Origin of the sequence: Streptomyces sp. ITFR-21 (assembly GCF_031844685.1) — a bacterium.
Taxonomy (GTDB): Bacteria; Actinomycetota; Actinomycetes; order Streptomycetales; family Streptomycetaceae; genus Actinacidiphila.
Genome location: NZ_CP134605.1, coordinates 5615009 through 5640362 on the forward strand (window position 1 = coordinate 5615009; position 25354 = coordinate 5640362).

21 protein-coding genes are annotated in these 25354 nt (G+C 75.7%); 6 read left to right on the forward strand and 15 right to left on the reverse strand.

Going from position 1 to position 25354, the window contains the following annotated elements:
- Positions 1-53: 53 nt before the first annotated feature.
- The 3 genes from RLT57_RS25125 to RLT57_RS25135 form a co-directional block, all read right to left on the reverse strand.
- Positions 54-1307 carry a ribonuclease D gene (locus tag RLT57_RS25125; RefSeq protein ID WP_311299526.1) on the reverse strand — a complete coding sequence of 418 codons (1254 nt, stop codon included), beginning with the start codon at positions 1305-1307 and terminating at the stop codon, positions 54-56.
- 369 nt (positions 1308-1676) lie between these two features.
- On the reverse strand, positions 1677-2342 hold the full coding sequence (locus RLT57_RS25130) for a response regulator transcription factor (protein ID WP_093738920.1): 666 nt from the start codon (positions 2340-2342) through the stop codon (positions 1677-1679).
- 325 nt (positions 2343-2667) lie between these two features.
- Positions 2668-3294, reverse strand: coding sequence for a DUF3000 domain-containing protein (locus tag RLT57_RS25135; RefSeq protein WP_311299527.1), 627 nt, complete (start codon positions 3292-3294; stop codon positions 2668-2670).
- A gap of 91 nt (positions 3295-3385) precedes the next feature.
- On the opposite strand from RLT57_RS25135, the gene hemE reads away from it, so the two are divergent.
- A complete protein-coding gene (gene hemE, locus RLT57_RS25140) occupies positions 3386-4432 on the forward strand; it encodes a uroporphyrinogen decarboxylase (protein WP_311299528.1) in 1047 nt (348 codons plus the stop codon).
- 3 nt (positions 4433-4435) lie between these two features.
- On the opposite strand, the gene RLT57_RS25145 is transcribed toward hemE, so the two are convergent.
- A complete protein-coding gene (locus RLT57_RS25145; RefSeq protein WP_311299529.1) occupies positions 4436-5536 on the reverse strand; it encodes a DUF4349 domain-containing protein in 1101 nt (366 codons plus the stop codon).
- 137 nt (positions 5537-5673) lie between these two features.
- Here RLT57_RS25145 and hemG point away from each other — a divergent pair, with 137 nt between their 5' ends.
- Together hemG and hemQ are read left to right on the forward strand one after the other, a co-directional pair.
- Complete coding sequence (gene hemG, locus RLT57_RS25150; RefSeq protein ID WP_311299530.1) at positions 5674-7116, forward strand: protoporphyrinogen oxidase; 1443 nt, start codon at positions 5674-5676, stop codon at positions 7114-7116.
- A gap of 4 nt (positions 7117-7120) precedes the next feature.
- Positions 7121-7870: a hydrogen peroxide-dependent heme synthase gene (gene hemQ / locus RLT57_RS25155; protein ID WP_311299531.1), complete on the forward strand. Its 750-nt coding sequence runs from the start codon at positions 7121-7123 to the stop codon at positions 7868-7870.
- Here hemQ and RLT57_RS25160 read toward each other — a convergent pair.
- The 5 genes from RLT57_RS25160 to RLT57_RS25180 form a co-directional block, all read right to left on the reverse strand.
- A complete protein-coding gene (locus RLT57_RS25160) occupies positions 7819-8637 on the reverse strand; it encodes a peptidyl-tRNA hydrolase (protein ID WP_399129350.1) in 819 nt (272 codons plus the stop codon). The genes hemQ and RLT57_RS25160 overlap by 52 nt on opposite strands.
- Before the next feature lie 102 nt (positions 8638-8739).
- Positions 8740-9144 (reverse strand): peptide-methionine (R)-S-oxide reductase MsrB, encoded by a 405-nt coding sequence (gene msrB / locus RLT57_RS25165; RefSeq protein ID WP_311299532.1) that lies wholly within the window; start codon positions 9142-9144, stop codon positions 8740-8742.
- Between the two features lie 10 nt (positions 9145-9154).
- Complete coding sequence (gene murC / locus RLT57_RS25170) at positions 9155-10561, reverse strand: UDP-N-acetylmuramate--L-alanine ligase (protein ID WP_311299533.1); 1407 nt, start codon at positions 10559-10561, stop codon at positions 9155-9157.
- A 156-nt stretch (positions 10562-10717) separates the two neighbouring features.
- A complete protein-coding gene (locus tag RLT57_RS25175) occupies positions 10718-11206 on the reverse strand; it encodes an indole-3-glycerol phosphate synthase (RefSeq protein ID WP_311299534.1) in 489 nt (162 codons plus the stop codon).
- Between the two features lie 165 nt (positions 11207-11371).
- Complete coding sequence (locus RLT57_RS25180) at positions 11372-12145, reverse strand: pyrimidine reductase family protein (protein WP_311299535.1); 774 nt, start codon at positions 12143-12145, stop codon at positions 11372-11374.
- A gap of 539 nt (positions 12146-12684) precedes the next feature.
- Between RLT57_RS25180 and zapE the strand changes: the two genes are divergently transcribed.
- Positions 12685-13776: a cell division protein ZapE gene (zapE, locus tag RLT57_RS25185; protein WP_311299536.1), complete on the forward strand. Its 1092-nt coding sequence runs from the start codon at positions 12685-12687 to the stop codon at positions 13774-13776.
- A 109-nt stretch (positions 13777-13885) separates the two neighbouring features.
- On the opposite strand, the gene RLT57_RS25190 is transcribed toward zapE, so the two are convergent.
- The 4 genes from RLT57_RS25190 to glgX form a co-directional block, all read right to left on the reverse strand.
- Entirely contained in the window at positions 13886-14047 is a 162-nt protein-coding gene (locus RLT57_RS25190; protein WP_311299537.1) for a hypothetical protein, read from the reverse strand.
- Entirely contained in the window at positions 14044-15786 is a 1743-nt protein-coding gene (gene treZ, locus RLT57_RS25195) for a malto-oligosyltrehalose trehalohydrolase (protein ID WP_311299538.1), read from the reverse strand. Before treZ ends, RLT57_RS25190 begins: the two co-directional genes overlap by 4 nt.
- 223 nt (positions 15787-16009) lie before the next feature.
- Positions 16010-18502, reverse strand: coding sequence for a malto-oligosyltrehalose synthase (gene treY / locus RLT57_RS25200; RefSeq protein ID WP_311299539.1), 2493 nt, complete (start codon positions 18500-18502; stop codon positions 16010-16012).
- Between the two features lie 51 nt (positions 18503-18553).
- Positions 18554-20692: a glycogen debranching protein GlgX gene (gene glgX / locus RLT57_RS25205; protein WP_311299540.1), complete on the reverse strand. Its 2139-nt coding sequence runs from the start codon at positions 20690-20692 to the stop codon at positions 18554-18556.
- Positions 20693-20937: 245 nt separating this feature from the next.
- On the opposite strand from glgX, the gene RLT57_RS25210 reads away from it, so the two are divergent.
- Both RLT57_RS25210 and RLT57_RS25215 read left to right on the forward strand, forming a co-directional pair.
- The gene (locus RLT57_RS25210) at positions 20938-22185 is read left to right on the forward strand and encodes an SAV2148 family HEPN domain-containing protein (protein ID WP_311300859.1); all 1248 of its coding nucleotides are present in this window, start codon (positions 20938-20940) and stop codon (positions 22183-22185) included.
- Between the two features lie 236 nt (positions 22186-22421).
- Complete coding sequence (locus RLT57_RS25215) at positions 22422-23135, forward strand: 3'-5' exonuclease (protein WP_311299541.1); 714 nt, start codon at positions 22422-22424, stop codon at positions 23133-23135.
- Positions 23136-23411: 276 nt separating this feature from the next.
- Here RLT57_RS25215 and RLT57_RS25220 read toward each other — a convergent pair whose 3' ends face one another.
- Both RLT57_RS25220 and RLT57_RS25225 read right to left on the reverse strand, forming a co-directional pair.
- Positions 23412-24275, reverse strand: coding sequence for an aminoglycoside phosphotransferase family protein (locus RLT57_RS25220; protein WP_311299542.1), 864 nt, complete (start codon positions 24273-24275; stop codon positions 23412-23414).
- A gap of 284 nt (positions 24276-24559) precedes the next feature.
- Positions 24560-25336 (reverse strand): sirohydrochlorin chelatase, encoded by a 777-nt coding sequence (locus RLT57_RS25225; protein WP_311299543.1) that lies wholly within the window; start codon positions 25334-25336, stop codon positions 24560-24562.
- Between the last annotated feature and the right edge of the window lie 18 nt (positions 25337-25354).

Below are 25354 nucleotides of genomic sequence, written 5' to 3' on the forward strand. Positions count from 1 at the left end.
CCGCGGGGACAGCCCGGCTCGGTGAAGCGGCGCAGGTCACACCGGAGGTGATGTTACTCCGGGTTACTCGGGGTCGGCCGGGCGGTCAGGGCGGCCGGCAGGACCGGGGTGATCAGGGCCGTCTGCCAGGGGCGCGCGCCGAGCGCGGCCAGGGTGGAGGCGATGATCTCGGGGGACGGTTCCGAGGGCGGTGACCAGCAGATACGGCGGACCGTGTCCGGCGAGACCAGGTTCTCCTGCGGGAGGTTGAGCTCCTCGGCGAGGGCCGAGACGGCGGCTCGGGCCGCGGACAGCCGGGCGGCGGCGGCCGGATCCTTGTCGGCCCAGGCGCGCGGCGGCGGCGGACCGGTGTACGCGGCGGCCGGCTGCGGCAGGTCCCGCTCGGGCAGCGCGCGGGCCCGGTCGATCGCGGCCTGCCACTGGTCCAGCTGGCGGCGGCCCATCCGGTGGCCGAAGCCGGGCAGTGTGGCCAGCGCGTGCACGTTCGGCGGGTTCTCCAGCGCCGCGGTGACGATCGCGGCGTCGGTCAGCACCCGGCCCGGCGAGATGTCCCGCTCCCGGGCGGCACGGTCCCGGGCCAGCCACAGTTCGCGCACCACGGCGATCTGCCGGCGGCGGCGCACCTTGTGCATCCCGGAGGTACGGCGCCAGGGGTCGACCCGGGGCGCGGGCGGCGGGGCGGCGGCGATGGCCGCGAACTCCTGCAGCGCCCACTCCAGCTTGCCCTGGACCCGCAGCTCCTCCTCCAGCGCGTCCCGCAGGTCGACCAGCAGCTCCACGTCCAGCGCCGCGTACCGCAGCCAGGGGTCGGGCAGCGGGCGGGTGGACCAGTCGACCGCCGAGTGCCCCTTCTCCAGAACGAAGCCGAGGACGTTCTCCACCATCGCGCCCAGGCCCACCCGGGCGAAGCCGGCCAGCCGCCCGGCCAGCTCGGTGTCGAAGAGCACGGTGGGCCGCATGCCCAGCTCGTCCAGGCACGGCAGGTCCTGGGTGGCGGCGTGCAGCACCCACTCGGTGTCCGCCAGCGCGTCGCCCAGCGCGGTCAGGTCGGGACACCCGACGGGGTCGATCAGCGCGGTTCCCGCCCCGGCGCGGCGCAGCTGGACCAGATAGGCCCGCTGGCCGTAGCGGTAGCCGGAGGCGCGCTCGGCATCGATGGCGACCGGACCGGAGCCCGCGGCGAAGGCCGCGACGACACGTGCGAGGTCCTCCGGGCTGGCGGTCACCGGCGGGATGCCCTCGCGCGGGTCCAGCAGCGGGACCGGCGCCGCGGTTGTCTGGGTTGCGGTCTCTCTCGCGTCGGTCACCCGTCAAGGGTAGCCGGGTAGGGCCTGGCCGGTGCTTCTCTACGCGACGCCGCGTAGAAGCGACGGCCCGCGCTTCATGCCGAGCGCCCGCCGGCGGAACGTTCCGCCGACGGGCGCGCGCCCGGCCCCGGGGCGGGGGTGCGGGCGGTGGTACGAGCCGGGCGGACTCGGCGGCCCCGGACGGCTCGGACGTCCGGGGGCGGCGCGGTGCCGCTCATGTGCTGTTCACGTGCTGCTCGGCGCCGTGCGGCGCCTGCTCGGGCCGCCCGCTACGGCTCCGCGCGGCGCGGCTTCGGGCCCCCGTGCCGTGCGGCGCCGCCCGGCGCGGCGCGGCGCGGCTTCGTACGGCTCCGCGCCGCCGGTTGCCGCTCAGTGGATGATGCCGGTCCGCAGCGCCACCGCCACCATCCCGGCACGGTCGCCGGTGCCCAGCTTGCGCGCGATCCGCGCCAGGTGGCTCTTCACGGTCAGCGCGGACAGGCCCATGGAAACGCCGATCGCCTTGTTGGACTGGCCTTCCGCGACCAGCCGCAGCACCTCCACCTCGCGGCCGGACAGCTCGCGGTAGCCGCCCGGGTGGCCGGGCGCCCCCGGCGGGCGGCGCTGCATCCGGGCCGCGGTGGCGCCCAGCGGGGCGAGGCCCGGTCGGCCGGCCAGCGAGCCGGGGCTGTTGCGGGTGCCGGTCACCACGTAGCCCTTGACGCCGCCGGCCAGCGCGTTGCGCACCGCGCCGATGTCGTCGGCGGCGGACAGCGCCAGGCCGTTGGGCCAGCCGGCGGCGCGGGTCTCGGCGAGCAGGGTCAGGCCGGAGCCGTCGGGGAGATGGACGTCGGCGACGCAGATGTCGCGGGGGTTACCGACCCGGGGACGGGCCTCGGCGATCGACGAGGCCTCGATCACATCGCGGACCCCGAGCGCCCACAGGTGTCGGGTGACAGTGGAGCGGACGCGGGGGTCGGCCACGACGACCATGGCCGTCGGCTTGCTGGGACGGTAGGCGACCAGGCTCGTGGGCTGCTCGAGAAGAACGGACACCGGGCCTCCTGTGGCAAAGGGGACTGAAACGGTCACAGTCTCCTTCGGCAGCAAACGCTCCGGGCTTTAGGGAAAGATCACGATTTATTGAGTAACAATTCCGGCAAATCGGACGGCCGATCGAACGGACGCACTGTCAGGGCACGGGCGTGCGTGCAATCGCCCGCCCGCCCGGCGCGCCTTCTTGCGTCCCGCGCTGCCGCCCCTACCGAAGGACCGCCCCCGACCGACCCCCGACCGGCTTCCGATCGACGCCGGCTGATCCGCCGGCCCGTTCCCGCCCCGGCCCCCGTCCCCGTACGCCCCCAAGTGACCGGTCCGCGGTTCAGGTACGCCGCTTGGGCAGCGGCAGCACCCCGGCCGCGCCCCGCGGCGGCACCTCCGGGCCCTCCGCGGGCGGCAGCCCGGCGCACGCGCACAGCAGGTCGCACCAGGCCACCAGATGTGCCGCCGCGTCAGGACCCGTGCCGCCCGGCCGGTCCCGCGGCGTCCACGACGCGCGGATCTCGATCTGCGTGTCGTCCCGCCGGTCCCCGATGGCCCCGAAGTAGTGCGACGAAGCCCGCGAGATCGTACCGCTGGGCTCCTGGTAGTCCGCGCCGCGCGTGGCCAGCGCGCCCGTCAGCCACGACCAGCTCACCTCGGGCAGCAGCGGGTCGCCGGCCATCTCCGGCTCCAGCTCCGCCCGCACCAGGGTGACCAGCCGGAAGTCGCCGTGCCAGGCGTCGTGGCCGTCCGGCTCGTGCAGCAGCACCAGCCGCCCGTCGGCCAGCTCCTCGCCGTCGGCCAGCACGGTGGCCTCCAGCGCGTACGCGTACGCGGCGAGCCGACGCGGCGCCGCGACCTCCTCGATCCGGACCTCCGGCCGCAGCCGCGCGGTGCGCAGGCTCTCCACCGCGTGCCGGAAAAGGAAGGGGGCCTCGTCGCCCAAGTGCCCGGTAACCGCTGCCATGCCCGGAAGACTAGGACCCGCGAGCCGCTCGCGCCCGCAGCAACACCCGACCGGGCCCGACCGGTCCGGCCACCGTGCGAAGATTCGGGGTGTGAGTGCGCACCAGCAGACCGCTGCTTCCCCTTTCGTCCGCGCCTGCCGGGGCGAGTCCGTGCCGCACACCCCGGTGTGGTTCATGCGGCAGGCCGGGCGGTCGCTGCCCGAGTACCTGAAGCTCCGCGAGGGCATCCCCATGCTCACGTCGTGCACGATGCCCGAGCTGGTCACCGAGATCACCCTCCAGCCGGTGCGCCGGCACGGCGTCGACGCGGCCGTCTACTACAGCGACATCGTGGTGCCGCTCAAGGCCATCGGCCTGGACCTGGACATCAAGCCCGGCGTCGGCCCGGTCGTCGCCGCCCCGATCCGCGGCCGCGCGGACCTGGCCCGGCTGCGCGACCTGGAGCCCGGCGACGTCTCCTACGTCACCGAGGCGATCGGCCTGCTGACCGCCGAACTCGGCCCGACGCCGCTCATCGGCTTCGCCGGCGCGCCCTTCACCCTCGCCAGCTACCTGGTCGAAGGCGGCCCCTCGCGCAACCACGAACGCACCAAGGCCCTGATGTACGGGGAGCCCGACCTGTGGCGCGACCTGCTCGACCGGCTCGCCGACATCACCGCCTCCTTCCTGAAGGTGCAGATCGAGGCGGGCGCGAGCGCCGTCCAGCTCTTCGACTCCTGGGTCGGCTCGCTCGCCCCCGCCGACTACCGGCGCTATGTCATGCCGTCGTCGGTCAAGGTCTTCGACGCGGTGGCCGGCTACGGCGTGCCGCGCCTCCACTTCGGCGTCGGCACCGGTGAGCTGCTCGGCCTCATGGGCGAGGCGGGCGCCGACGTGGTCGGCGTCGACTGGCGGGTGCCGCTGGACGAGGCGGCCCGCCGGGTCGGCCCCGGCAAGGCGCTCCAGGGCAACCTCGACCCGGCGGTGCTCTTCGCCCCGGCCCCGGTCGTCGAGGCCAAGGCCCGGGAGGTGCTGGACGCCGCCGCGGCCAGTGGCACCGGCCACATCTTCAACCTCGGCCACGGCGTGCTGCCCAGCACCGACCCGGAGGCGATCACCCGCCTGGTCGACTTCGTGCACCGGTCGACGCAGGTCTGAGCCTCACTCGGCGGCCGGCGGCTTCGCGGCCTCCTCCCCGTCCGGCTCCGCCGGGTGGCGCGGCAGCGGGACCGGGACCGGGACCCGCCGGGGCGTGCCGTCCGGGGCCCGCAGCGACGGACCGCTGCCGGGACCCGCGGGCAGCCGGCGCCGTACCACCCGGTAGAGGAACCAGCCGAGCGCCGCCACCGCCAGGAACGGCAGCGTCAGCGACAGTACGACCAGCACCACCCGCACCGTCACCGAGAACCCGTGCCAGCCGTCGCCCAGCGCGTGGCCGACCGAGGCCCAGAAGCCGTCGTGCCCGGCCGGCGCCGGCGGCACCGTCCGCGCCGCCGGCTCGGTCAGCCGCAGCGTGATCGTAAACAGCTCCGTCCGCGCCTTCAGCGACGCCTGCTGGGCCTCCAGCGCCTCCAGCGCCGACTCACGGGTGCTCAGCTCGCCCTCCAGCGAGACGATGTCGCTCAGCCGCGTCGCCCGGTCCATCAGCGCGCGGACCCTGGCCACGCTGGCCCGCTGCGAGGCGACCCGGCTGTCCACGTCGACCACCTGGCCGGTCACGTCCTCGACACTCGCGGTGCGGCTCAGCAGCGTGCCGAGCCCGGCCAGCCGGGCCACCACCTGGTCGTAGGCGGCGGCCGGCACCCGCAGCCGCAGGGTGGACGCGGTGTGACCGCCGACGGCCGTGGTGTCCTCGCCGCCCACGTAGCCGCCGGCCTGCACGGCGTACGCGCGGGCCTTGTCGAGCCGACCCTCGACGTCGCGGGTGCGGATGCTGAGCTCGGTCGTGCGGACCAGGTACGCCGCCTGCGCCTGCGCCTGCGCCTGTGCCTGGGTCTTGGCGCCGGGCGCGCCTCCGGTCGCGGCCGGGGCGCTCCCCGCGTCCTCGCCGTCGGCGGAATCCTGGCCGCCCGCCGCGGTCCCGGGCGCCACGGCCGGCGCCTTCGCCGCCGACGCGGCGCTGTCGGAACTCGCGCCGCCGGAGGAGCCGCACCCGGCCAGCGCCAGCGCGCAGGCCAGCAGCAGGGCGCCGGCCGCGCCCACCCGGCGCTCCCCGCGCCTTCTGCCCCATTGCTGGAATTGCTGGAAAACGGACGACTTCACCATCTCATCCCCCCGGGATCAGGGCCGTTGTACCTCTGACGCCCATTGGACGTACCACGCCGGAGACCGGTTGCCGCCGCCCGGTCCCGAAGGGGTCACGTTCGGAGCTCGATCCGGAGTCTGGGACAGTGGACGGCATGAGCCAGACGCACGGAGTGGCGGGCGGGCAGGGGCACGTGGTGGTCGTCGGCGGCGGGATCTCCGGTCTCGCCGCCGCGTACGACCTGGCGCGTGCCGGGGCCCGGGTCACGCTGCTGGAGGCCGGCGGCCGGCTCGGCGGCAAGCTCTGGGCGGACGAGATCACCGGTGTGCCGGTCGACCTCGGCGCCGAGTCGCTGCTGGCCCGCCGGCCCGAGGCGGTCGGCCTGGCCCGCGAGGTCGGCCTGGGCGACGACCTGGAACCGCCGGCCGCCCTCGGCGCCGCCGTGTGGACCCGCGGCCGGCTGCGCCCGCTGCCCAAGGGGCACGTGATGGGCGTCCCCGGCGACCTCCGACCGCTCGCCGCCTCCGGACTGCTGTCCGCCGCCGGTCTCGCCCGCCTGCCGCTCGACCACGTCCTGCCCCGTACCCCGGTCGGCGACGACATCGCGGTCGGCGCCTTCGTCGCCGCCCGGCTCGGCCGCGAGGTGGTGGACCGGCTGGTGGAACCGCTGCTCGGCGGCGTCTACGCGGGCGACGCCTACCGGATCTCGCTGCGCGCCGCCGTACCGCAGCTCTACCCGGCGGCCGGGCAGGGCCGCTCGCTCATCGAGGCGGCCCGCGCGGTGCAGCGCAAGGCCGCCGCCGGCGGCGCGGCCGGGCCGGTCTTCAACGGGGTACGCGGCGGCGTCGGCCGGCTGCCGCTCGCGGTCGCCGACGCCTGCCGGGCCGCGGGCGCCGCCGTGGAGACCGGGGCCCGGGTGACGGGGCTGCGCCGCACCGGAGCGCACGGCTGGCAGATCGCGGTCGGGGACCGGCGGCTCGCCGCCGACGCGGTCGTGCTCGCCGCTCCCGCACCGGCCGCCGCCGGACTGCTGGCCGCCGAGTCGCCGGCCGCGGCGGCCGAGCTGGACGGCGTCGACTACGCGGGCATGGCGCTGGTGACCATGGCCTTCCGCCGCCGCGACCTGCGGCACCTGCCGGTCAGCAGCGGATTCCTGGTACCCCCGGTCGACGGCCGGACCATCAAGGCGTCCACCTTCTCCAGCCACAAGTGGGGCTGGCTCGCCGACGCCGGCGGCGACACCTTCGTGCTGCGCACCTCCGTCGGCCGCTTCGGCGACGAGGCCGATCTCGCCTGGGACGACACCGACCTGGTCCGGCTGTCCCGGGAGGACCTCGCCGAGGCGGTCGGGCTGCGGGCCGCCCCCGTCGCGGCCCGCGTCACCCGCTGGGACGCCGGACTGCCGCAGTACGCGGTCGGGCACCTGGGACGGGTGGCCCGGATCAGGGAAGAGGTCGGCAAGCTGCCGGGCCTGGCGGTGTGCGGCGCCGTCTACGACGGCGTGGGCATCCCCGCCTGCGTCGGCAGCGGGCGCCGGGCGGCGGCGGCCGTACTGGCCACCCTGGTGCCGGACGCGGGCCGCGGCGCGCGAGAATAGCCGTATGACCGACCCGAACCCCGCCCCCGCCCACGGCTCAGCCGACGCCCCCGCCCGCGAGCCGAACGCGGGCAAGAAGGCCAAGGACCTCAACGACGTCATCCGCTACACGCTCTGGTCGGTGTTCCGGCTGCGCGACGTGCTGCCGGAGGACCGCACGGGCTACGCGGACGAGGTGGAGGAGCTGTTCGCGCAGCTCGCCGCGAAGGACGTCACCGTACGCGGCACCTACGACGTGTCCGGGCTGCGGGCCGACGCCGACCTGATGATCTGGTGGCACGCCGAGACCGCCGAGGCGCTCCAGGAGGCGTACAACCTCTTCCGCCGCACCCGGCTGGGCCGCGCCCTGCTGCCCGTGTGGTCCAACATGGCGCTGCACCGCCCGGCGGAGTTCAACAAGTCGCACGTCCCCGCCTTCCTCGCCGACGAGACCCCCCGCGCCTACGTGAGCGTCTACCCCTTCGTCCGCTCGTACGACTGGTACCTGCTGCCCGACGAGGACCGCCGCCGGATGCTCGCCGACCACGGCAAGATGGCCCGCGGCTACCCCGACGTGCGGGCCAACACGGTCGCGTCCTTCTCCCTCGGCGACTACGAGTGGCTCCTCGCCTTCGAGGCCGACGAACTCCACCGGATCGTCGACCTCATGCGGCACCTGCGCGCCTCCGAGGCCCGTTTGCACGTCCGCGAGGAAGTCCCCTTCTACACCGGCCGCCGCCGCTCCGTCCCCGACCTGGTCTCCGGCCTGGCCTGACCGCGGGGCCGCGGAGATCCACCCGGCGAGCCCTGGGCGCGGCGCAGGGCCGGGTGGTCGGCGATCACCGTGCAGGAGCCGGGGGCGATCTCGGTGAAGCCGGCGTCCCGGACGACCGGGAGGCCGGCGCCGAGCAGCCCGGTCCAGGCGGCGGCGGTCGGGGTGCGGGCGGCCAGCGGGAAGCCGGCCGCGCGCCAGGACAGGCGCCCGGCGGGGGACAGCTCCCACCACGCCAGCTGCGCGCCGTGCCCGGCCTGGGCCATCGCCTTGCCGGCCGACATGGCCACCCCGGGGTTCATCCACAGCACCGGGTGGGTCGGCTCGGGTGGCGGCGGGGGCGCGGGGTCGTCGAGTTCGGTTCCGGAGACCTGGAGGCGGGCCAGGTCCTTGGGCCAGCCGTCCAGCGGTATCGGCGGGAAGACCCGGACCTCGGCGGCGGCACCGGTCACGGTGATGCCGGGCAGCGTCCCGGCGCGCCGCCACTCCGCGCCGCGGGCCCGCCGGACCACCTTGCGGATGCGGGCGTCCTGCCAGTCCCGTACCGCCTCGGTCCACTCGCCGTCCTCGGCGGTCGCCCGCTCGTCGGACAGCAGCGTCAGCACGGCCCGGGCGGCGGTCTCCAGCGCGTCGGTACGGGGCGGGGGCGCGTCGCGTTCGATCCGTACCACCAGCGGGAGCACGAACTGGGGGGCGGCGTCCCGGTCGGCGGCCGCGCGCCGGGAGGGGTCGGCGCCGCCTCCGGTCGATTCGGCAGGTGTCTGGCTCACGGGGGCCAGTCTGCCATCAGGGGATCCGGCGGCCGGCCCAAACCGGGCGGGTACGCCCGAGGGCGGCGGCCCGGCGCGCGTCCGGGCCGCCTCGGGCGGCCCTCACTCCGCGGGGGCGAGCCGCAGCGAGATGGAGTTGATGCAGTACCGCTGGTCGGTCGGGGTGCCGTACCCCTCGCCCTCGAAGACGTGGCCCAGGTGGGAGCCGCAGGCCGCGCAGCGCACCTCGACGCGGAGCATGCCCAGCGTGCGGTCCTCGATCAGCTCGACCGCCCTGGAGTCGGCCGGGTCGTAGAAGGACGGCCACCCGCAGTGCGACTCGAACTTGGTGTCGGAGCGGAACAGCTCCGCCCCGCAGGCGCGGCAGGAGTACACGCCCTCGGTCTTGGTGTCGGTGTACTCGCCGACGAAGGGACGCTCGGTGCCGGCCTCGCGCAGGACCGCGTACTCCTGCGGGGACAGCTCCGCACGCCACTGCTCGTCGGTCTTCTTCACTTCATACGACATGGAGGTCCTTTCAGCTGTCGAGACGGGCGAGAATCAGCGGACCGAGGTCGGTCACGTCGCCCGCCCCCATGGTGAGAACGAGATCACCCGCCTTCGCCATTCCTGCCACCGCCTCCGGCACCGCCGCCGCGTCGTGCGCCGCGGTCACGTCGGCGCCCGCCGCCCGCGCCGCCCCGACGACGATCTCGCTGGTGACGCCCGGCACCGGGTCCTCCCGGGCCGGATAGACGTCCAGCACCACCGAGGCGTCCGCCAGCGCCAGCGCGCCGCCCATCTCGGCGCCCAGCTCGCGGGTGCGGCTGAACAGGTGCGGCTGGAAGACCACCAGCACCCGGGCGTGCGGCCCGGCCGCGCCGCGGATCGCCTCCAGGTCGGCGGCCATCTCGGTGGGGTGGTGGGCGTAGGAGTCGATCACCTGGACGCCCGCCGCCTCGCCCTTGAGCTGGAGCCGGCGCCTGACCCCGGTGTACCCGGCCAGCGCCGCGGCCAGATTGCGGGCCGGGACGCCCACCGCGATCCCGGCGGCCAGCGCGGCGACGGCGTTGTGGGCGTAGTGCCGGCCCGGTACGGAGACGGTGAAGGTCAGCAGCCGGCCGTCCAGCAGCACGGTGACCTCGCTGGTCAGCCCGCGCGGGTTGATCCGGGTGATCCGCACGTCGGCGTGCTCGGCCTCGCCGACGGTCACGACGCGCGGCGAGCCGGTGCCCCGGACCCGGGAGGTCAGCTCGACCGCGCCCGGCTGGTCGGCCGAGACCACCAGGGTGCCGCCCGGCCGGACCTTGCCGACGAACGTCTCGAAGGACCGGTGGATCTCCTCCAGGGAGGCATAGTTGGCGTGGTGGTCCAGCTCCACGTTCAGGACGACGGCGACCTCGGGGGAGTAGGCGTGGAAGCTGCGGTCGCTCTCGTCGGCCTCCGCGACGAAGATCCCGCCGTCCCCGTGGTGGGCGTTGGAGCCCGGCGCGTCCAGGTCGCCGCCGATCGCGTACGACGGCTCCAGGCCGAGGGCGGTCAGCGCCACCGCCAGCATCGAGGTGGTGGTGGTCTTGCCGTGCGTGCCGGCCACCGCGATCGGGCGGCTGCCCGCCATCAGCGCGGCCAGCGCGTCGCTGCGGTGCACCACCGGGACGCCGCGGTCCCGGGCCGCCGCCAGCTCAGGGTTCTCCGCGCGGATCGCGCTGGAGACGACCACCGCGGAGGCCTCCGGCGCCAGGTGCGCCGCGTCGTGGCCGATGTGCACGGTCACACCCAGCGCGCGCAGCGCCGCGGCGGTCTCGGAGTCCCTCGCGTCGCTGCCGGCCACCACCGCCCCGCGCTGGGCCAGGATCTTCGCGATGCCCGACATTCCGGCGCCGCCGATGCCGATGAAGTGCGGCCGGTCCAGGGCGGGCGGAATCGACGGGCTGGTCGGGCTCATGCGCGGTTCTCCCGGGTGCTTGCTGCGTCGCTGACTGGGCCTGATTCTCGCATCCCGCCCAGGTCCCCGGCGGGCGGCGCCGTCGGCGTCCGCCCGGACGCCTCCCGCGGGCCCGGCCCGCCGCCGCGTCCGCGGCGGTCACCGCCCGGCCCGCGGTCAGTCCTGCTCCGCGAACAGCTTCAGTACCGGGACGCCCACCTTGTGCCGGGCCCGGGAGGTCCAGTCGCGGTGGAAGAACTCCTCCACGAAGTGCGGCGCGGTCAGCACGATCACCTCGTCGGCCCCGGTCCGCTCGACCACCGTGCGCAGCGTGTCCAGCGGGTGCTCCTCCACCACCTGGCCGACCGCCTGCGCGCCGGCCTGCCGCAGCGCCTCCAGGGAGTGGGACAGCGAGCGCTCGGCGGGCGGGAACGCCTCCCGGCCCTCCGGGACGCCGTTCTCGCGGGCCGCGTCCTCCAGGTGGCCGAGCGCCACGTCGTCCACGGCCCGCAGGAGGCGGTCCTGGTCCCCGCGGGGCTGCATGAGGACGACGAAGGACACCTGCTCGTCGCCGTGCAGGGTGGTGACCATCTCCACATCGGCGTGGGCGAGCGGCTTCTCGATCATGAGTACGGTCGTGAACACGGACGCGTCCTTCTTTCTCATGGGCCACCGGCCTCATTCGGCCACCGGGCCGCCACAGCAACCATCCTGCCCCGATCTTCACGGGGCACCGGGATAAGTGTTCCCGCGTGCGGCGAAGCGGAACGGAAGAATCCGATTTTTCGGCGTGGCGCTCGCCCCGCCGGTGGTAGGGCGGGACTCCCCGGGTCAGGCCCGGACGTAGCGGGTGAACAGGAAGCCGTCCTCCTCCAGCACCGACACCGGGGCGAAGCGGGCCGGCGGCACGACGCCGGGGCCGTTCATGATCCGGGGGGCGTCCCCGCCGGTCAGCAGCGGGGACAGGGTCAGGCACAGCTCGTCGAGCACGTCCGCCGCCGCGAACTGGGCCAGGATCCGCGGCCCGCCCTCGTGCAGCAGCCGGGTGAAGCCGAGGGCGGCCACCTCCCGGACAACCCGGACCGGGTCCACGCCGTCGCCCTCACCGGTCACCACCACGCGGGCGCCGGCCGCGCGGGCGGCGGCGAGGGCGCGGTCCGGGGCCCCGGCGCCGGTCAGCACCAGGGTGGGCACCACCGGGTCGGCGAACAGCGGCGCGGTGAAGTCGAGGTCCAGCCGGCGGGAGACCACGCCGATCGCCGCGGCGGGCGGCTGCCCGGCCGCGGCGCGCCGGGCGGCGAAGGCGTCGCGCGCCCTGGCCGGCCGGTAGCCCTCCTGGCGGACCGTCTCGGCGCCCACCAGGATCAGGTCGGCGAGCGCGCGCAGCGTACCGAACAGGCGCATGTCGGCGGGCGAGGACAGCGGCGCGGACCTGCCGTCCGCCCTGGCGGCGCCGTCCAGCGAGCCCACCATGTTCGCCCGCAGGTACGGCGTGCCGGCCGGCCGGTCCGCGGGGTACGCGTAGGCGTCCGCCAGGCCGAGTACGCCGTCCAGCGCCGGCTCCGGCCTCGCTCCGGGCCCCGGACGGGGAAACAGCCGCTGCATGCCGGAAGTCTCGCACGCGCCTTCGCGACCCGCCCCCGGGCACCCCGCGGCCCTCCTCCGGCCGACATCCGCGCCCGCCCCCTGCCCGCCCTGGCGCCCGCCACCGATCGGACCGAGCGGGAGCGGCCGGGTCCGGGCCGCGGGCGGACCGGGCCGGTCCGCCCCCTGGTGCCCGGTAACCCCTGCCCGGGTGCTGTCCTGGCCCCGCGTCCGCCGGCGGCTGTCACACGTCCCGCCGCGGGTGGGTGGCGGGCGGCCGGGCATCGGCCGGGGACGAACCGGCGGCCCGCTGTCCGGCACCGTGCGGCCCTCCTCCTTCCGACCGGGGGCGGGGGCGGGGGCCGGGCGGGGGCCCGGCTCCCCCGCCCGGCTCCCCCGCCCCCGGTCCGGGACCACGCGGCCGCTTCCGGCCGGCCCTCCGGACCCGGCCCGGGTCCGTCCCGGCCCGCCCCGGCCCGGTGTGCCTCCGGCCGGCCGGCCGGCCGGAGGCACACCGGGCCGGCCGGGGACCGGGCACGGACGGACTAAGCTCGGCAGCCGTGTCCACCTCATCCTCCGCGGCGTCCTCCTCGACCTCCCAAGGGGGCCCGCAGACCGCCGGGCCCATAGCCCTCAGCGTCCGCAGGCCCGAGGTCGAGCCGGGACGGCTGGTCGCGGAGATGGTGCCGCCGCCGCGGTTCGACGGTGTGCGCTTCGACACCTACGTGCCCGACCCCGGGCAGCCGAGCCAGACGGCGGCGGTGCAGCGGCTCACCGCCTTCGCCGCGTCGCTGGGCGGGGCGCCCTCCGGCGGGCGCCGCAAATGGTTCCGGCGCGAACCGGCGGCGCCCCCGGCCCCGGGCGGGGTCTACCTCGACGGCGGGTACGGCGTCGGCAAGACGCACCTGCTGGCCTCGCTGTGGCACGCCACCCCGGCGCCGCGCGAGCAGAAGGCGTTCGGGACCTTCGTGGAGCTGACCAACCTGGTGGGCGCCCTCGGCTTCCAGCGGGCCGTGCGAGCGCTCCAGGGCCACCGCCTGGTCTGCATCGACGAGTTCGAGCTGGACGACCCGGGCGACACCGTGCTGGTCTCCACGCTGCTGGGCAGGCTCGCGGACGCCGGGGTACGGCTGGCCGCGACCTCCAACACGCTGCCCGGCCGGCTCGGCGAGGGCCGGTTCGCCGCCGCCGACTTCATGCGGGAGATCCAGGGGCTGTCCGCGCGGTTCGCCTCGCTGCGGATCGACGGCGAGGACTACCGCCACCGCGGCCTGCCGGCCGCCCCCGACCCGTACACCGACGAGCAGGTCACCGCGGCGGCCCGCCGTACGCCCGGCGCCTCGCTGGACGACTTCGGGGCGCTGGCCGCGCACCTGGCGACCGTCCACCCGAGCCGGTACGGGGCGCTGTGCGACGGGGTCGGCGCGGTGTTCCTGCGCGGGGTCGAGCCGATCACCGACCAGGCCACCGCGCTGCGGCTGGTCGTGCTCGCCGACCGGCTGTACGACCGGGAGGTGCCCGTGATGGCCTCCGGGACGCCGTTCGACCGGCTGTTCAGCGAGGACATGCTGGCCGGCGGCTACCGGAAGAAGTACTTCCGCGCGGTCTCCCGGCTGACCGCGCTGGCCCGCGACGCCGACCGACCGGGCTGAACCGGCTCAACCGGGCGACCGGCCCGGCGGCGGTGCCGCCGACGGCAGGTCCGGCGGGCCGCGGGCCGGCGGTCGGCCGCCAGGCCGGCCGCCGCGGCCCGCCGGGCGGTCAGCCCGAGCAGGCCGTGCGCTGCGCCTCCTGCCACTCGCACACCGGGCACAGCGTCGCGCCCCGGGCGCTCGCGGGGTGCTCGGTCGGCTCGCCGCACAGCACGCAGTCGGCGAACGGCTCTGTCTGCTGGGCCGGGGCTGCCGGCTCGGTCCGCGTCACCCCTCCACGGTAGCGCCCGCCACCCGCAGCACGGCCGCCCCGCGGGCCGGCAGTTGCACCAGGGGACCGGCGGCCAGCAGCTTGCACGCCGGGCGGGCCAGGACGACCTCGCAGGGCGCGTTCAGCGGCACCCGGGCCGGCGCGTCGGAGAAGTTGACCAGGATCCGGAACGGGCCGCGGCCGACCAGCAGCGTACGGCCGCCCGGCGTCGCCGCCACCGTCTCCAGCCGGGGGTCGGTCAGCGCCGGTTCGGCCCGGCGCAGCGCGATCAGCGCCCGGTACCACTCCAGCAGCTCCCGGTGCCCGGCCTTGTCCGGCTCCGCCCAGTCCAGGCAGGACCGGTCCCTGGTGGCCGGGTCCTGCGGGTCGGGCACCTCCTGGGCCGACCAGCCGTGCGAGGCGAACTCCCGCCGCCTGCCCTCGGTGATGGCCCGCGCGAGCTCCGGGTCGTCGTGGTCGGTGAAGAACTGCCACGGCGTGCTCGCCCCCCACTCCTCGCCCATGAAGAGCATCGGGGTGAACGGCGAGGTGAGCACCAGCGCGGCGGCGGTGGCGAGCTGATCCCGGGTCAGCCGGTCGCCGGTGGCCCGGTTGCCGATCTGGTCGTGGGTCTGGGCGTAGCCGACCAGCCGGTGCGCCGGGACCTTCGCGGTGTTCAGCGGGCGGCCGTGGTGCCGGCCGCGGAAGGACGACCAGGTGCCGTCGTGGAAGAAGCCGCGGGTGAGCACCCTGGCGACGGCGGCCGGCCCGGCGGCGGCGAAGTCGGCGTAGTAGCCCTGCTCTTCGCCGGTGACCGCGGTGTGCACCGCGTGGTGGAAGTCGTCGTTCCACTGGGCGTGCAGACCGAGGCCCCCGGCCTCGCGCGGGGCGGTGGTGCGCGGGTCGTTCAGATCGGACTCGCCGATCAGGAACAGCGGGCGGCCGACCGCCGCCGCCAGCGCGTCGACCGCGGCGGACAGTTCCTCCAGGAAGTGCAGCGCCCGGGTGTCGACCAGGGCGTGCACGGCGTCGAGCCGCAGCCCGTCGAGCCGGTAGTCGCGCAGCCAGGCCAGGGCGCTGCCGATGAGGAAGTCCCGCACCTCGTCGGAGCCGGGCGCGTCCAGGTTGACCGCGTCGCCCCACGGGGTGTGGTGCCGGTCGGTGAAGTACGGCCCGAACGGCGGCAGGTGGTTGCCGGCGGGCCCCAGGTGGTTGTGCACCACGTCGAGGACGACGCCCAGGCCGTGCCGGTGGGCCGCGTCGACGAACCGTTTCATCGCGGCCGGGCCGCCGTACGGCTCGTGCACCGCCCACAGCGACACGCCCTCGTACCCCCAGCCGTTGGTGCCGGGGAACGGGCAGACCGGCATCAGCTCGACATGGGTGATGCCGAGCCGCGCGAGGTGCGGAAGGCGTTCGGCGGCGGCGTCGAAGGTGCCCTGCGCGGTGAAGGTGCCGACGTGCAGCTCGTAGAGAACCGCGCCCGGCAGCGGGCGGCCCGGCCACGGCGCGGTCCAGGCGAAGGCGTCCTGGTCGACCACCGCGCTGGGCCCGTCGGGACCGTCCGGCTGGCGGCGCGAGCGCGGGTCGGGCAGCGGCGGGCTGCCGTCCAGCCGGTACGTGTACCGGGTGCCGTCACCGGCCGGCAGCTCGGCCTGCCACCAGCCGGTCCGGGCCGGGTCGGGGCCGAGCGCGTGGGCGCGGTCCTCGATCACGATCTCCACCTGTCGGGCGCTCGGCGCCCACACCTCGAACAGCACGCACGGCTCCCGTCGCTCGCGGTCGTGTCTTCCTGCGGTTGTCGCCGGCCGGGCCGGATCGCGCCGGCCCCCCGCGCACGCCTGCCCGGGTCCCGGACACATCCATGCCCGGGGGCGGGCGGGTTCAGACGAAGTTCACACGTGCCCGGCGGGCCGGACCGCCCGGTGTCCGGAAAACGGCGGACGCGCCGCCGCCGGGCGGCCTCCCGGCCGGTACGCGAGGCTACTCGACGGTGAGCAGGGCCACCGGGGCCTGGGCCAGCAGGTCCGGCAGCCGGACCCGGCCCTCGTGGACGGCGCCGCCGAGGCGGTCGCGCCAGCGGCCCGGCGGCAGCGGCAGGACGGTGTCCCGCCAGCCGCCCGCGTCGGCCAGCCGCCGCGAGAGCCGGGTGACCGCGGTGAGCGCGCCGCCGCCGCGAAGGTAGCCGACCAGGTGGCCGGCCGCCGGGCCGTCGGCGGCCAGCGGCTCGTAGCCGGCGGCCGGGCCGTACCACTCGGGGTGGTCGCGGCGCAGCCGCAGGGCGACCGCGGTCAGCCGCAGCTTGGCCTCGTCGAAGGAGCGCGGTGCGGCGCCCTCCGACAGCCGGCGCAGGGCGGCGGGGCCGGCCGGGTGCCGGGCGTCTTCGGCCGGGCCGGTCATCGGGCCGCGGTTGTCCGGGTCGACCAGGGTGTGCACCGGCCACTCGGTGCCCTGGTAGAGGTCCGGTACTCCCGGCATCGTCAGGTGCAGCAGGGCCGCGCCGAGGATGTTCGCCTCCTCGTACGGGCGCAGCGTGGCCGCGAAGGCGCCGACGTCGTACGCCTGGACGCCGCACGGGCCCTGCCCGGTGAAGTCGGTGACGGCCTTCTCGTACGTCTCGTCCTGCTCGGTCCAGGTGGTGCGCAGACCCGCCTCGCGGACCGCCTTGAGGGCGTTCGGCACCAGCCGCTCCCGCTGTGGGCGGCCGAGGCCGAGAGCGCTCTGGAAGACGGTGTACTCGGTGTGCCGGTCGGGCGCGGCGGCCACGCCGGACGCCGCGGCCCGCGCCTGGCGGGCGCCGAGCCACTCGGCCCAGGCGTCCGGCAGCTCCGACAGCACCGCCAGGCGCATCCGCAGGTCGGCGCTCCGCTTGGTGTCGTGGGTGGACAGCACGGTCCCGGTCGCGGGCCGCTCGCGCCGCACCCGGTCGCAGTAGGCGTGGAACTCGGCCGGCGTGGTGGCCGGCCGTCCCGGGTCGCGGCCCACCTCGCACAGCGACAGCAGCGGCACATAGCGGTAGAACCCGGCGTCCTCCACCGACTTGGCGTGCAGCGCGGAGGCGACCTGGGCGAAGCGGGCGGTGAAGTCGGCGGCGGCGGTGCTGCCGGCGGTGCCGGCCGCTGCCGGGGTGCCCGCGTCGCCGGCCGCCGCGCCGCCGGCCCGGCCCAGCGCCAGGTCGCGTACGAAGTCCAGCGCGCCCGCCAGTTCCGGGGCGCTCTCCCGCCGGGCCTGCTCCGCCGCCCGCTCCAGCATCGCGACGTCCCCCGCCCCGGCCGGGGTGCCCGCGACGACGTAGGGCCGGTAGACCGGCACCCGGACCAGCAGCGCGCGCAGGGCGTCGCCCAGCTGCTCGGGCCCGTACGGGGGGCTGCCGGGGACCGCGGCGCGGGCGCGCTCCGCGGTGCGCTCCAGGCGGGACACCTCGGCGGCCAGGTCGCGGGTCACCACCCGGTACGCGGCCCGGCGGGCGGTGGGCGCCCACCGCCCGCCCAGGTCGTCCTCGGCGCCGGTGAACGCGCGGTAGAAGCCGCTGACCGCCTCGACCCCGGCCGGGTCGGTGAACAGGCCGTCGATCCGGTCCAGCGCGTCGTAGCCGGTGGTGCCGGCGCACTCCCAGTCGGCGGGCAGCCACTCCTCGCGCTGGAGGATCTTCTCCACCACAGTCCAGCGCCCGCCGCTCGCCGCGGCGAGCCGCCGCAGATAGCCCGCGGGGTCGGCGAGGCCGTCGGGGTGGTCGATCCGCAGGCCGTCCGCCACGCCGTCGCGCAGCAGCCGCAGCACGGTCGCGTGGGTGGCCGCGAAGACCTCCGGGTGCTCGACGCGGACCGCGATGAGGTCGGAGATGGTGAAGAAGCGCCGGTAGTTCAGCTCGGTGCGGGCCTCGCGCCAGTAGGCGAGGCGGTAGTGCTGGGCCGCCACCAGCTCCTGCAGCGGCAGGTCCTCGGTGCCGGGCCGCAGCGGGAAGCGGTGGTCGTAGTACGCCAGCACCCTGCCGCCCGCCGCCTCGTCGTGCACCACCGACAGGCTGCCGAGCGCGTCCGGCAGCGGCTCGCCCAGCACCGGCAGCAGCACCCGGCCGTCCAGCGCCGCCCAGTCGACGTCGAACCAGGACGCGTACCGCGAGCCGGGGCCGTCCCGCAGCACCGCCCACAGCTCGCGGTTGAGGTGCTCGGGGACCGGTACCGCCATGTGGTTGGGCACGATGTCCAGGATCAGTCCGAGGCCGTGCGCCCGCGCCCGCCGGGACAGCTCCCGCAGCCCCTCCTCGCCGCCGAGTTCGGCGCGGACCCGGGTGTGGTCCACCACGTCGTAGCCGTGGGTGGAGCCGGGGACGGCCTCCAGCACCGGGGACAGGTGCAGATGCGTCACGCCCAGCTCGGCCAGGTAGGGCACCGCCTCGGCGGTGTCGGCGAAGGTGAAGCCGGGCTGCACCTGCACCCGGTAGGTCGAGCCGGGCGTCGCGGAGTGTGCGGTCATGGATCCTCTCTACCCCGGATCGGGAATTCAGGCGTGTCCGGCGGCCCCGTCTCAGTCCAGGGGCCGCCGGAGCACCACCATGCTGCGGTCGGCCAGCAGCAGCCGGTCCCCGGCCTGTACCCGCTCGCCGCCGCCCGGCGGCACCCCCTCGGGCCGCTCGGTGTCCACCACCAGGTGCCACTCCCTGCCGTGGTTGTCCGGCACCACGAACTCCTGGGCGCGCGGCGCGGCGTTGAACATCAGCAGGAAGGAGTCGTCGATGACCGGCTCGCCGCGCGGCCCCGGCTCGGAGATCGCGTTGCCGTTGAGGAAGACCACCAGCGTCCTGGCGTTCGTGGCCTGCCAGTCCCGCTGGGCCATCTCCTTGCCCTCCGGGGTGAACCAGGCGATGTCCGACAGCTCGTCGTGGGTGCCCTCCACGGGCCGGCCGTGGAAGAACCGGCGGCGCCGGAAGACCGGGTGGTCCCGGCGCAGCCACACCATGCTGCGGGTGAAGTCGTGCAGCCGCAGCGCCTCGTCGTCCTCCTCGGAGGTGCCCGGCTTGCCCGGCCAGGAAATCCAGGACAGCTCGTTGTCCTGGCAGTAGACGTTGTTGTTGCCGCGCTGGGTGCGGCCGAACTCGTCGCCGTGCGAGATCATCGGCACGCCCTGGGAGAGCATCAGGGTGGCGACGAGGTTGCGCATCTGCCGTGCGCGCAGCGCCCGTACCGCCCGGTCCTCGGTCTCGCCCTCGGTGCCGCAGTTCCAGGACCGGTTGAAGCTCTCGCCGTCCCGGTTGCCCTCGCCGTTGGCCTCGTTGTGCTTGTCGTTGTACGACACCAGGTCGCGCAGCGTGAAGCCGTCGTGGCAGGTGACGAAGTTGATGGAGGCCAGCGGGCGGCGGCCGTCGTCCTGGTACAGGTCGGAGGAGCCGGTCAGCCGGGAGCCGAACTCGGCCAGCGTGGCGCTCTCGCCGCGCCACAGGTCCCGCACCGTGTCACGGAACTTGCCGTTCCACTCGGTCCACAGCGGCGGGAAGTTGCCCACCTGGTAGCCGCCCTCGCCGACGTCCCACGGCTCGGCGATCAGCTTCACCTGGGAGACCACCGGGTCCTGCTGCACCAGGTCGAAGAAGGACGACAGCCGGTCCACCTCGTGGAACTGCCGGGCCAGGGTGGCGGCCAGGTCGAAGCGGAAGCCGTCCACGTGCATCTCGGTGACCCAGTAGCGCAGGCTGTCCATGATCATCTGGAGCACGTGCGGGCTGCGCATCAGCAGGCTGTTGCCGGTGCCGGTGGTGTCCGTGTAGTAGCGCCGGTCGGCGGCGAGCCGGTAGTAGGAGGCGTTGTCCAGGCCGCGCAGTGACAGGGTGGGGCCCAGGTGGCTGCCCTCGGCGGTGTGGTTGTAGACCACGTCCAGGATCACCTCGATGCCGGCCCGGTGCAGCGCGCGCACCGCCGTCTTGAACTCCAGCACCTGCTGGCCGCGGTCGCCGAGTGAGGAGTACGAGTGGTGCGGGGCGAAGAACCCGATGGTGTTGTAGCCCCAGTAGTTGGCCAGCCCGGCGTCCATCAGCCGGTGGTCCTGGATGAACTGGTGCACCGGCATCAGTTCCAGGGTGGTCACCCCGAGTTCCACCAGATGGCTGATCACCGCCGGGTGCGCCAGGGCCGCGTAGGTGCCGCGGATCTCCTCCGGCAGGCCCGGGTGGGTCATCGTCAGGCCCTTGACGTGGGCCTCGTAGATGACCGTCTTGTGGTAGTCGATCCGCGGCGCCCGGTCGTCCGCCCAGTCGAAGTAGGGGTTGACCACGACCGAGGCCATCGTGTGCGGGGCGGAGTCCAGGTCGTTGCGCGAGTCCGGCTGGCCGAAGTGGTAGCCGTAGACCGCCTCGTCCCAGTCGATGCCGCCGCTCATCGCCTTGGCGTAGGGGTCGAGCAGCAGCTTCGCCGAGTTGCAGCGGTGGCCGCGGGCCGGGTCGTACGGCCCGTGCACCCGGAAGCCGTAGCGCTGTCCCGGCATCACTCCCGGCAGGTAGGCGTGCCGGACGAAGGCGTCCGCCTCGCGCAGCTCCACCGCCGTCTCGGAGCCGTCGTCGTGCAGCAGACACAGCTCGATCCGCGACGCCACCTCGGAGAAGACGGCGAAGTTGGTGCCCGCCCCGTCGAAGGTGGCGCCGAGGGGATAGGACTGACCCGGCCAGACTTGCATGTTGATGACTCTTCCACTCCGTATAACCGGACTACACGGTCCGTTCCGCGTACCCAGAAGTCACGTTGCCGAAGACGCATCCTCCCATCCGGTCCCACCCGAGGGTGACACTGCCACAACAGGCAGCGACCGCAAGGGTGATGAGGTTGTCCGGTAGTAGTCAAGTAGGGTCGATACGGCTGCGACGCCCCCCGCACCGCAGTACCCTTCCTTGATCGTGGACGGGGGCGGGAGGCGGTGAGGTGGTGACGTCCGGAGGTCTGATGCTCCCTGGCGGCGGTGAGCAGGGTGACCGGCACGTCGCGGAGGGTGCCACCGTGGAGCCGCTGCCCGGCGCGGTCTCCGTCGCCGCGCCGCTGGAGATCGGAGCGGAGCTGGACTGGGGCTCCCGCGCCTGGGCCGAGGTGCGCACCCGCGCCCGCCGGGCCGGGCGGGCCTACGTATGGCTGAATCTCGTCGAGCAGCGCCTGCGCGCCGTCGTGAACGCGGTGCTGCGCCCGATCTACGAGCCCGTGCACGGAGCGGACTGGGTGGTCGCGGCGGCCGGACCGGCCGGACACGAATGGGTGCAGCGGGCCGTCGCCGTACGGGAGGTCAGCCGCCGCAAGGGCTTTCTGCTCGACCCCGCGGACGACAACGTGCTCAGCTTCCTGACGCTCCCCCAGCTGCGTGAACTCGTCGTCCAGCACTGGCCCTGCTTCGAGCCCTACTACGACGACCGGCGCGAGTTGGAACTCGCCCTGGACGAACTGGAAGTCGCCCGTCACGTGGTCTCCCGCAACCGGGCGCTGTCCAGGACCGTGCTGGACCAGGCGGAGCGGGCCTCGGCCCGGGTGCTGGAGCTGCTGGGCGCGGGTCCGGCCCGCACGGCGGCGGACCGGCTGCCGGTGGACGTGATGGAGGAACTGGTCGCCGACCGCTACTCCGACGTCATCGGCGTCTACCCCGATCGGGTGAGACTTCAGCGGCAGCTGCCCGTCGAGGACCTCTTCTCCGGCGCCCGCCGGCTGGACGCCATAGGGATCGGCCTCAACCTGCTGGTGCAGAACTTCTCCGGCCGCCGGCTGGTCCGGCTGGTGGAGGCCGGCTGCCGGGTGCGGCTGCTCTTCCTCAACCCGGCCAGCAGCGCCACCCGCCGCCGGGAGCGCGAACTGGGCCTGGGGCGCGGTGAGCTGAGCCGGTCGGTGGAGATGAACATCATGCACATGCGGCGGGTCCGGGCCCGGCTGCGGGACCAGGGCGCTTTCGAGATCCAGGTCTTCGACGAGATCCCGCGGTTCACCGCGTACCTCGTCGACGGGGACACCGCCGAGGGGCTCGCGGTGGTGCAGACGTATCTGCGCCGGGCCCGCGGCATGGAGGTGCCCGTGCTGGTGCTGCGCGGCGGCGCGCGGCGGGTGGTCGCCGACGACCGGCCCGCCGAGGGCGGGCTCTTCGACGTCTACCGCGAGGAGTTCGAGGGGATCTGGACGGACTCGCGGCCGGTCTCCTGACGGGTCCTCCGGCCGGACGCGCCCGGCTCGCGGCGAGCGACCCTGCCGGCCGGCTGCCGCGGGCTCCCTCCGGCCGGCCTCCGGGCGCGCTCGCGCAGCCGCCGGAGGCCGCGGCAGGCGTCCCCGGCGGGCTGCCGACGGTGCGTCACGGCCCGGCCCCGGGCGCAACTGTCGGTGCCCCACGGGATGATGGCAGCGCAAGGGCACGCGGGGGAATCGGGTGGGAAGGACTCGCCATGGCATGGCACGAGGATCTGCTGGTCGGCTTCGACCTGGAGACCACGGGGACGGATCCGCGGCAGGCGCGGATCGTGACCGCGGCGGTCACCGAGGTCAAGGCGGGGGAGCCGGTGCGGCACCGGGGGTGGCTGGCCGACCCCGGGGTGCCGATCCCGGCGGAGACCACCGCCATACACGGCGTCAGCACCGCGCGGGCGGCGGCCGAGGGGCGGCCGGCGCCCGAGGTGGTCGCCGAGATCGCGGACGCGCTGCGCGGCTACTGGGCGGCGTCGGTGCCGGTCGTCGTCTACAACGCGCCCTTCGACCTCACCCTCCTGGACGAGGAGCTGCGCCGCTACGCGCTGCCGCCGCTGGCCGCCCCCGGCGGGCGGGCCGGCCCGGTGGTGGACCCGCTGGTGATGGACCGGGCGCTCGACAAGTACCGGCGCGGCAAGCGCACGCTGGAAGCCGCCTGCGGCGTCTACGGGGTGCGGTTGGACGGCGCCCACGAGGCGGGCGCGGACGCGCTGGCGGCGGTACGGGTCGCCCGCGCGGTCGCGGCGCGGTATCCGAAGGCCGCCCAGATCGACGTCTGGGACCTCCACGAGGCCCAACGCGGCTGGTACGCCGCCTGGGCGGAGGACTTCGCCGCCTGGCTGCGCGGCAAGGGTTCCTCCGACGCGGACGTCGACACGGGCTGGCCGCTGCGGCTGACCGCGCCGCTGGCCTGACCCGGCGCCAGGCCCGCGCCGCGGCCCTGCGCGGGCGGCGCGTGCGCGGGAGTGGCGGGCCGGCGTCCGGCCGGGGATGCTGCCTGCGGCCGGTCCGCGGCGGCGTGCGGTGGCGTGGCCGCCGGGGTTGCTCCGGCGGGGCGGCCGGACCGGTGGCCGGACGGGGTTCGCCCCGTGGGGGCCGGAGGCCGGGCCGCTCCGGTCAGGCGGCCGGTCCGTCCCCACGGGGCCGGGGGGTGGGACGGGGCGGCCCGGCGGCGTACGGCGGGAATGGGGTCAGAAGCTGTACCAGCGGACGGTCGGGTCCTCGGCGCGCAGGGAGGCGACCCGGCGGCGGAACTCGGTGCGGGCCGCGGGGTTGGCGGGGGCGTGCTGGGCCACCCAGGCGCAGCCGGCGGTCTCCCGGGCGCCGCGCAGGATGTCGCAGCCGGACCACTCGGTGACGTCCCAGCCGTACGCCGCGGTGAAGGCGTCGTAGGCGGCGGGGTCGACGCCGTAGCGGTCGCGGCTGAGCACCTGGACCACGAGGTCGTGCTCGCGCAGGTCGGAGGAGAAGGTCTCCAGGTCGACCAGGACCGGACCGTCGGGGCCGATGTGCACGTTGCGGGGGAGCGCGTCGCCGTGGATCGGCCCGCGCGGCAGGCGCGGCACGAGACCGGCGGCGGCCTCGGCGAAGCCGTCCCTGCGGCGGCGCAGATAGGCCGCGTCGGCCGGGGCGATCGACTCCCCGGCGATCCGCAGCCAGCGCTCCACCCCGCCGAGCAGATCCCGCGGCGGCAGCCCGAAGTCCGGCTCGGGCAGCGCGTGCACCAGCTTGAGCAGCGGCGCCACGTCGGCGGGCTCGGCGGGCCGCAGCGACTCCGGCAGCCGCTGCCAGTACGTGACCGGGTGCCCGTCGATCAGCCGCACCTCGGACTCCGCCGACCGGACCGCGGGCACGTCGTGCTTGGCCAGCCAGTCCGCGGTGCGCACCTCGCGGCGCGCCCGGTCGAGCAGGTCTTCGCCGCGGCCGACCTTGATCACCAGCCGGCCGGCCGCGAAGACCGCGTTCTCTCCGAAGGAGAGCAGTTCGGCCGCCGGATGCCCGGCGGCGTCCAGGACCGCCCGTGCCCGGTCCTCGGTGAACACCGCGTCCGCCATGCCCCGCCTCTCCCTGGTCCGATGTCCGCCCCGCTGTCCCCCGCATATGCCCGGGTCAACAGCCATCCAGGATGGCCACCGTAAGTGTCCCATCCGCGCGCGGGGGTTTCACGCAGGGTTTCCCGGCCATCCGTCGCCAAACCTGTCCGGACCCGACCAGGCCGGCGCCCCGCCCCGACCCGGGGCGCGGCGCCGGCCTCCGCCGGTGTCCGGGCGGGCGGGGCGGGGGCGGTCCGGCGCCACCAGGCGGCCTGAACCGGCCGGAAAGCACGTCCCCCACCGGGTCAGGCCGCCTGGTGGCGCCGGACCCGGACGAGCGCCTCGTCGTAGCGGTCCAGCAGCAGCGCCGCCAGCTCGGGGGCGGCGCCGAGCACCGGGGCGAGCACGTCGGCGCCGGCCTCGCGGGCGCCGCGGGCGATCCGGTCCGGCAGGAAGCCGGGCGCGACGACGTAGGGCGCGACGGCGATCCTGCGCACCCCCTCGGCGCGCAGCGCCCGTACCGCGTCCTCGGTCCTCGGCAGCGAGGCGGAGGCGAAGGCGGGGCGCACCGCGGACCAGCCGGTACGCTCCCACTCCCGGGCGATGCCGTCGATCACCGCGCGCGCCTCCGGGTCGGTGGAGCCGGCGCAGGCCAGGACGACACCGGTCGAGGGGCGGTCACCGGGCCGCAGCCCAACCCCGCGCAGCCGCCGCTCCAGGGCCGCGGTCAGCAGCGGCGACGGGCCCAGTACCTCCGCCGTGCGCAGCCGCAGCGCGGGCACCGCGGCGGCGGACTCCCGCAGTACCGCGGGGATGTCGGTCTTGGCGTGGAAGGCCCGGGTCAGCAGCAGCGGCAGCGCCACAGCCTGCCGCACCCCGTCGGCGGCCAGGCGCCGCACCGCCTGCGGTACGGAGGGGGCACAGAAGTCCAGAAACGCGGTGTCCACCCGCAGCCCGGCCCTGGTCGCCGCCACCCGCCGGGTCAGCGCGCGGACGGTCTCGGCGTGCCGCGGGTCGCGGGAGCCGTGCGCGATGACCAGCAGCGGCGGGCGGGCGCCCGGCCGTGGTTCGCCCCGGTACACGCGGCCGGCGGTGTGCGC

Bases quoted from the DNA above. Each gene is read 5' to 3' on its own strand.
- RLT57_RS25135 (WP_311299527.1), bottom strand. From the start codon at position 3,294: ATGGCAGCGGTTACCGGGCACTTGGGCGACGAGGCCCCCTTCCTTTTC.
- hemG (WP_311299530.1), top strand. From the start codon at position 5,674: ATGAGCCAGACGCACGGAGTGGCGGGCGGGCAGGGGCACGTGGTGGTC.
- hemQ (WP_311299531.1), top strand. From the start codon at position 7,121: ATGACCGACCCGAACCCCGCCCCCGCCCACGGCTCAGCCGACGCCCCC.
- msrB (WP_311299532.1), bottom strand. From the start codon at position 9,144: ATGTCGTATGAAGTGAAGAAGACCGACGAGCAGTGGCGTGCGGAGCTG.
- murC (WP_311299533.1), bottom strand. From the start codon at position 10,561: ATGAGCCCGACCAGCCCGTCGATTCCGCCCGCCCTGGACCGGCCGCAC.
- RLT57_RS25175 (WP_311299534.1), bottom strand. From the start codon at position 11,206: ATGAGAAAGAAGGACGCGTCCGTGTTCACGACCGTACTCATGATCGAG.
- RLT57_RS25180 (WP_311299535.1), bottom strand. From the start codon at position 12,145: ATGCAGCGGCTGTTTCCCCGTCCGGGGCCCGGAGCGAGGCCGGAGCCG.
- treY (WP_311299539.1), bottom strand. From the start codon at position 18,502: ATGACCGCACACTCCGCGACGCCCGGCTCGACCTACCGGGTGCAGGTG.
- glgX (WP_311299540.1), bottom strand. From the start codon at position 20,692: ATGCAAGTCTGGCCGGGTCAGTCCTATCCCCTCGGCGCCACCTTCGAC.
- RLT57_RS25215 (WP_311299541.1), top strand. From the start codon at position 22,422: ATGGCATGGCACGAGGATCTGCTGGTCGGCTTCGACCTGGAGACCACG.
- RLT57_RS25220 (WP_311299542.1), bottom strand. From the start codon at position 24,275: ATGGCGGACGCGGTGTTCACCGAGGACCGGGCACGGGCGGTCCTGGAC.